The 6733-nt window shown below is 38.5% G+C and carries 8 protein-coding genes; 4 read left to right on the top strand and 4 right to left on the bottom strand.

Annotated elements, in window-relative coordinates; all coding sequences use genetic code 11:
• Positions 1-540: CAP domain-containing protein (locus AC52RT_RS13885; RefSeq protein WP_495541293.1), on the top strand; the 540-nt coding region annotated here is incomplete at its 5' end.
• 106 nt (positions 541-646) lie between these two features.
• On the opposite strand, the gene AC52RT_RS13880 is transcribed toward AC52RT_RS13885, so the two are convergent.
• Positions 647-1138, bottom strand: coding sequence for an Hsp20/alpha crystallin family protein (locus AC52RT_RS13880; RefSeq protein WP_495541292.1), 492 nt, complete (start codon positions 1136-1138; stop codon positions 647-649).
• A 164-nt stretch (positions 1139-1302) separates the two neighbouring features.
• Here AC52RT_RS13880 and AC52RT_RS13875 point away from each other — a divergent pair, with 164 nt between their 5' ends.
• On the top strand, positions 1303-2076 hold the full coding sequence (locus AC52RT_RS13875) for an SDR family oxidoreductase (RefSeq protein WP_495541291.1): 774 nt from the start codon (positions 1303-1305) through the stop codon (positions 2074-2076).
• Between the two features lie 18 nt (positions 2077-2094).
• Here AC52RT_RS13875 and AC52RT_RS13870 read toward each other — a convergent pair whose 3' ends face one another.
• Complete coding sequence (locus AC52RT_RS13870; RefSeq protein ID WP_495541290.1) at positions 2095-3483, bottom strand: MATE family efflux transporter; 1389 nt, start codon at positions 3481-3483, stop codon at positions 2095-2097.
• A gap of 97 nt (positions 3484-3580) precedes the next feature.
• On the bottom strand, positions 3581-4672 hold the full coding sequence (locus tag AC52RT_RS13865; RefSeq protein WP_495541289.1) for a mechanosensitive ion channel family protein: 1092 nt from the start codon (positions 4670-4672) through the stop codon (positions 3581-3583).
• Positions 4673-4892: 220 nt separating this feature from the next.
• Between AC52RT_RS13865 and murG the strand changes: the two genes are divergently transcribed.
• Complete coding sequence (gene murG / locus AC52RT_RS13860; protein WP_495541288.1) at positions 4893-5960, top strand: undecaprenyldiphospho-muramoylpentapeptide beta-N-acetylglucosaminyltransferase; 1068 nt, start codon at positions 4893-4895, stop codon at positions 5958-5960.
• Between the two features lie 74 nt (positions 5961-6034).
• Complete coding sequence (locus tag AC52RT_RS13855; protein ID WP_495541287.1) at positions 6035-6184, top strand: DUF2639 domain-containing protein; 150 nt, start codon at positions 6035-6037, stop codon at positions 6182-6184.
• A gap of 54 nt (positions 6185-6238) precedes the next feature.
• Here the strand turns inward: AC52RT_RS13855 and AC52RT_RS13850 are convergent.
• Positions 6239-6733 (bottom strand): GNAT family N-acetyltransferase (locus AC52RT_RS13850; RefSeq protein ID WP_495541286.1); only part of this gene is annotated, 495 nt, incomplete at its 5' end.

Genomic DNA, 6733 nt, shown 5'->3' with positions numbered 1-6733 from the left:
CCAGTGAAAGAAGAAGTAAAAGCACCGGTAAAAGAAGAAACTCCGGCAGTAGAAACACCTGCTGAAGAGGTACAAACACCTGAAACAACTACAACAGAAGAACCGGCAAAAGAAGAAACAACTAAAGAAGAAGCGGCTCCTAGTGAAGACGTAAATTCTGAAATCAGTGCATTTGAAAAAGAAGTTGTTGCTTTGACAAATGCGGAACGGTCAAAACAAGGACTAAAAGCATTAGAAATGGATACTGAACTTAGTAAAGTTGCAGGCATCAAATCACAAGATATGAAAGATAAGAATTATTTTGATCATACAAGCCCTACGTATGGTTCTCCGTTTGATATGATGAAGTCTTTCGGAATCGACTATAGTGCTGCAGGAGAAAATATCGCAATGGGACAAACAACACCTCAACAAGTGGTAACATCTTGGATGAATAGTGAAGGTCACCGTGCGAATATCTTAAGTTCAAACTTTACTCACATTGGTGTTGGACACGTAGAATCAGGAAACTACTGGACTCAAATGTTCATCGGAAAATAATGTTTGGAAAATTAGGAGAGTCAGGCCATATTGGTCTGGCTTTTTTTGCGTTCTATGAATGGATGATTCCGGTCTGATTTCACTCTATCTGGACAGCTGGATAGGATCATAATCCTGACACGTCAATTTCAGAATACTGAAGATCATTATTCTTCTGTAGTTTTATTTCTAATGTTTCATCTTTATAGTGAGCGGAAGCCCCTTTTTTCTTCACGGTAGCAGGAAGGGTAATGACATGCCGGTCACCTGGTCCTGGGAAACCTTCAACTATTGATTGATTAGATGTATGATAGATTTTCATCTGCTTAACTGAAGCTGGATCTTTTAATGGAATACGTACATACACGTCTGTATGTGTTTCGAAAACGGTCGCCTGAAGGGGATTGGTAGCTTGCTGTTGTTGTTCTTTTGCAGCTTGCTCCATTCCTTGAAAAGAGGGGAATCCTTCCGCCTGCTTCTGATTCATCATTTGCTGCATGTTTTCTGGAATGACCTGAGAAAATAATTGATTGATAAACGATTGAACGTCATTCGGATTCATCTTATTTGTAAAATCTGTTTGCTTATTTTTTGAAAAAAGCATATTCCAGGGAAACATCATTTCTTCCTCCTTTCGTTAGGTTTCAAGTAATACCATTGTATGCATATGCCTCTCTGACCGTTAATGGGAGGAAAGCCGAATAACTCTTAAATTTAGTGTCTGAAGAATAATTATGTATAATATAACGTATCTAAATACTTTATATGAAGAGGTAAAATTTTGTGAAGATAAAAGTAGCTGTTATAACTGGAGGAGCAACAGGAATTGGACGAAAGACTGCCTGTGTACTTGCAGAAACGGGAATGAATATTGCGGTAACGTATAAAGAAAGCAAGGTTCAGGCTGAGCAATTAGCAGTTGAACTAATTGAATCTTATGGTGTACAAGCAATTGCAATTCGTGGTGATGCAGCAGACGAAAAGGATTGTCATTCAGTGGTGAATACAGTCATTCAATCATTTGGGCGAATTGATGTTTTTATCCACAACGCAGGTCCTTATATTCATGAACGAAAACCGATGCTCGAGTATTCGAGTGAAGAGTGGAATTACTTAATGAATGGTAATTTAACGGGTTTTTTCTACATGGCAAAGGAAATTGTGCCGCATATGAGGAATAATGGCTGGGGGAGAATTATTACCTTAGGGTTTGATCGTTCGGAAACGGCGCCTGGTTGGATTTACCGCTCTGCCTTTGCTGCAGCCAAAACAGGGTTGACCTCCTTAACTAAGACCCTTGCACTTGAAGAAGCTTCCTATGGAATTACTGCCAACATGGTTTGTCCCGGTGATATTATCGGCGAATGGAAAGAAAGCAGTATTAGTGAAGCACAACTAGAGCAGGACACGGATGTTCCCGTAGGACGTCCTGGGACAGGGGAAGATGTGGCAAGAGTGATTGCGTTTTTATGTGATAGTAAATCTGATTTTATTACAGGCAGCGTGATTCCCATTACAGGCGGAAAAGATGTTTTACGAAAAGTATTTCTCCAATAAAAAAGACAAAGATCTCCATTATATGAGGAGATTCTTTGTCTTTTTTTGATGCTGTATTCTTTTAGGGTCATGCGAACGTTGAACATAGAGGAGTCTAATGAAAAGGCCGACTGCTCCTATTGCGAGACCCGCAATTAATCCGATCCAATATCCAAAGGGTCCCAATGATGAATACTTAGAAAGGAGAATCCCCATAGGCAGTCCGATAACCCAGTATGAAATAAACGACATGAAAAAGCTGATGGTTACATCTTTATAGCCGCGTAGTATCCCCTGAATGGGTGCTTGAAGCGCATCAGATAGTTGGAAGAAGGTTGCGTATAGCAAGAAATGTGCCGTAAGCTGGATCACGTCTGAATCAACCGAATAAATCGAAGCGATTTGCTCCCGGAAGAAAAAGACTACGGAGGCACAGAGTAAGGATAGACCAATTGCTCCAGAAATTCCGAGTATGCTATAAATCCGAGCATCCTTATATCGTTTAGCACCAGCCTCAAAGCCAACAACAATGGTTAGACCCGTCGAGATACTTAAAGGAATCATATATAGGAATGAAGCAAAATTCATGGCAATTTGATGGGAAGCAATCGTCAGTGTATTATAGTTACTCATGAAAAGGGTAACGGCTGCAAAGATACTAGTCTCAAAAAATATCGTTAAGCCGATAGGCAGTCCAATCATTAAAAGCTCCCGCCATTCTTTCCATGCAACACGATACAGCTTAGAAAATAGGTTATAGCTTGCAAAAGGTTGAACCTTTACGATCGTCAAGATGGCAATTACCATAATGACCCAATATGTGATAGCCGTTGCATACCCTGAACCGACGCCTCCAAGCTCGGGGAAGCCCCATTTTCCATAGATTAATAAGTAATTGAATAAAACATTAATCGGTAAAGCAAGTAAGGTGATGAACATGGATATACGGGTTTGTCCAAGAGAATCAATAAATGATCGGAGGACATTATATAAGAAGAGAGGAATCATTCCAAAGGATAGAGCGACTAAATAGTCATGGGCTATATTATGGACTGATTGCTCAAGATTCATAAGTTCCAATATAGGATTTAAAACAATTGAGCCAATGAACATGACGACGGCCGCCATTACCAGGCCTAAATATAACGCCTGAATGACGGAATGTGGAATCGACTTTGTATCCTTCGCTCCAAGTTTTTGAGAAATAATTGGTGTAAGGGCTAATAATATACCGCTTATACCCGTATAAACAGGCATCCAGAGTGAACTTCCTATTGATACTCCAGCAACATCTGTGGTCCGATATTTACCGGCCATCATAATATCAAAGAATGTCATGGAATAAATGCCTAATTGAGTAATGAGAATGGGTGCCAATATAAAAATAAGCTGTCGTATTTTCTGTGGTGTTGTGTAAGTTTGAATCATATCATACTCCTGAACTATTTTTTGCGAATGAAAGTAGTATAACATAATCAGAAGGTTCTGCATGCAAAAAAAACTGCCAAGGTAGCTTGGCAGTTGATTAGGTGTTAAAATCAGTCATTTCGTGCAGTGCTGATTCATTCTTGAAAATTAAATTTTGGGCTGGAATGGCCATTTCTACATTATATTGTTCTAGAATGTCCATGATTTTAAAATTAATATTTTCTTTCGTTTCCAAATAGCCAGCGTAATCAGTGACAGTAGTAAAGAAATACAAATAGATATCTAGACTTGCACTGCTGAACTGGTCAAACCTTACCATGATTGTGTCTTTATGAACCCCTTCATGATTCTGAAGCATTTGTTCAAGTTGTTTCGTAAGTACTTCAAGCTTTGTCCTTGATGTTTGATAAGAAACTCTCAGATGAAAGGCAATCTGACGTTTACCCATCTTCGACCAGTTGATAATTGGTTCGTTAGATAACGTTGCATTAGGGACCGTTACAAGTGCTTGTGCAAACGTTCGGACCTTTGTACTCCTAAAAGTGATATCCTCAACCGTTCCTTCAACACTTGGAGTCTTAATCCAATCACCAATGGTAAATGGCTTTTCTGTAATGATCACAATCCCGCCAAATAGATTACTGATCGTATCTTTGGCTGCGAGAGCAAAGGCTAGTCCTCCCAGTCCTAGACCGGCGACAAATCCGTTTACATTAAATCCCCATTCTTCGGCTACGATACTAACACCAAGGGCAATGAAAATAATATTAATTATTTTTGTAATGAAAGGTATAACAATTTGATCGACCCCTAAATCAAGTTTGCTGTTTAATTGTGGAAACAACAAAGTGAGGATAGTACTGATATTTAAAAGGGCCCAGGTAGCAAGAATAATGAAAGCAGAACGGAATAAGCGAATTCTGATTTCATGCGATACAACCTCAAAGGGAAAATATCGACTGGCTATAATAAAGCCGATTAAAACAATCAACCAGCGTAAAGGCTTTTCAAGTACAGTCATTAAATTAGCAGCAAATGTAATATTGCGTCTTCTAGCTAAGCTGAGCAGGTATTTAAATAGGTACCGAGTAAAAGCACTTCGTACGGCCAAAAAGAATAGGAATATGGCAGCTGATATCCCAAGTTGAAGCCAAATATCCCAATTATATAGCGATGATAATATAGTCAAACATCATTCCCCCCAATTAAGGATTATATTATCACAGAATAACTTATTGTTCATCTTCCTCGTTCGAAAATAGTGCATTTATCTATAAAAATTTTATTTTTCTTACATGCAGGACCATAAAAGGGTATCTCTTTTATGATTTCAAGTTTTCCTATCTAGTATCTGCGTTTACCTATGGTATGATGAAGGGAACTTATTTTTTGTTTGGAAGGTGATTGTTTTGAAAAAGAAAATTGTATTTACTGGTGGAGGGTCAGCGGGACACGTTTCTGTGAACGCGGCGATTATTCCTGAATTTATTAAAAATAATTGGGATATTACCTATATTGGTTCTGAAAAAGGAATCGAAAAAACAATTATAAAAAAAGAATTCCCACAAATCAGCTACCGTGTCATTTCGGTTGGAAAGCTGCGGAGATATATATCATTAGAGAACATGAAGGATCCTTTCCGCGTTGTGAAGGGGGTTTTTGATGCTAGAAAAATATTAAAAAGTATCCGGCCTGATTTTATTTTTTCAAAAGGGGGATTTGTTTCGGTTCCTGTGGTATTGGCAGCAAAAATGCTTAAAATACCTGTTTTCATTCACGAATCGGATTATACGCCTGGTTTAGCAAATAAAATTGCGATGCCGCTATCGTCGAAAATATTTACGACTTTTGAAGAAACGGCCAGATCTTTACCCGAGGAAAAAGCACAGTATATCGGAGCTGTTTTAAGAGAAGGGATTTTCCATGGCAACGCAGTAAGAGGAAGAGAACTTTGTGGATTTACTGACAAGAAACCTATTTTGCTTGTTATGGGTGGAAGCCTTGGGGCGGTTCGAATTAATAACGTTATACATGAGACTCTTGATGAATTGCTTAAGACATATCAAATCATTCATATATGTGGTAAAGGGAACCTAATGGGCTTAGAACGCAAGGGATATCAGGCATATGAATATGTTTATGATGAACTCTTTGATTTATTAGCGGCCGCTAATATAGTGGTATCAAGAGCTGGATCTAATTCAATTTTTGAATTTCTTGGTCTGCAAAAACCGATGCTCTTAATTCCACTTAGTGCGAATGCTTCCCGTGGCGATCAAATTTTAAATGCAAATAGCTTTGAAAAACAAGGTTTTTGTAAAGTACTCCAGGAAGAAGATATCAACTATCCTGCGTTTATCGAAGCCATAAATCAGCTGAATGAAGAATCGACTGAGTATAAAACAAAAATGAAGCAAAAACGTCCGTTCAAAACTGCGGAAGAAATGTATCAGCTTTTAATCGACCTGCAAAAATAAACACAGTCTAACGCATCATTCTCCCGCTTCAGCCGCATATATTGAAGGAATCAATATAAAAGGTGGCGGAGTAGTTGGCGCATACGTATTCAAAGGGCTGGTTTATTCAGCAATTAAAGACGATTGGGGTTACGAAACACCCAATTGAGCGAAAGAAGCTTGAGTTATATCGAACACATGTAATTCGAAAAATTTACTTTGATCACTTCAAAGGCAGCCCATAATGGGCTGCCTTTAGTCTTGAACATAAAAAAGGGACCGTATGAATACGGTCCACATTAGGCTTCGAGAAGCTGATCACCTGCTTCATCATCCTTACGAAGCAGATAAAGGGTATATAAATCTTTGGAAATTTCATATAAGTCGTAGATCTCTTCTTTTTCGTTCAGTTGATCGTAGATATATCTTCTTGATTCGTTAGCTTGAATAGAATAAGGCAATTTTTCAGCCGCATGCAGTGACCGAAGATTGGTTTTGCGGATTCTCATATATACGGTCTCGATACCAAGGTCAAAAAATAATTCATTAAAGAAAGCTTCCTTAGCAATTGAATTATACCCTTTACCGTGGTATGCCTTTCCAAGCCAGGTCCCAAGAAAACCAGCATTGTCTTCGATATCAAATAATGATATAGTCCCAATCGGCATATCCCATTCATCAGTAATTGTACGTGAAATTAGTTTTCCTTGATCTTCTTCTTCGAGCGTTGTCTTAGTAACAAATACATATTCTTCATATGATTGGACTTTATGGCGCACGAAAGGGAAGACATC

Source organism: Peribacillus sp. (assembly GCF_059453735.1).
Note: the sequence above shows the minus strand (reverse complement) of the source record. Positions and strands in the feature narration are given on the sequence as shown.

Coding starts and splice junctions, on each gene's coding strand:
- AC52RT_RS13880 (WP_495541292.1), bottom strand. CDS start 1,138: ATGTTTCCCTGGAATATGCTTTTTTCAAAAAATAAGCAAACAGATTTT.
- AC52RT_RS13870 (WP_495541290.1), bottom strand. CDS start 3,483: ATGATTCAAACTTACACAACACCACAGAAAATACGACAGCTTATTTTT.